Here is a 256-nt window from a genome sequence, read left to right as displayed (position 1 = left end):
GAGTGGGACGCACTGCCCTCTACGCCGGGCGGTACCACCGGCAGCGTCGGTGCGGCGGCGACAGCGACCTTGCGGTCCGATCCCGCCACCGTGCATGCGCATGCGCAGCTTGCCGCCGACGTCTACAACGATACGGCCTCGCCGCCTGCGGGCTACCGCGTCGCAACGTCGGCAGAACTGGAACGCCTCGGCCTCGATCCCGACCAGCTCGATCCGGGCACCGACGCCTTTCGCGCACGGGTATACGCCTCAGACA

At 69.9% G+C, this 256-nt stretch carries 1 protein-coding gene; it reads left to right on the top strand.

What is annotated here, in order from left to right:
• Positions 1-256: Tle-like phospholipase domain-containing protein (locus AC0IYH_RS32620; RefSeq protein ID WP_471838498.1), on the top strand; the 256-nt coding region annotated here is incomplete at both ends.

It is taken from the genome of Pseudomonas sp. AC463 (assembly GCF_979253585.1).
The sequence above is the reverse complement of the archived record's forward strand: the minus strand, read 5'-3'. Positions and strand labels throughout refer to the sequence as shown.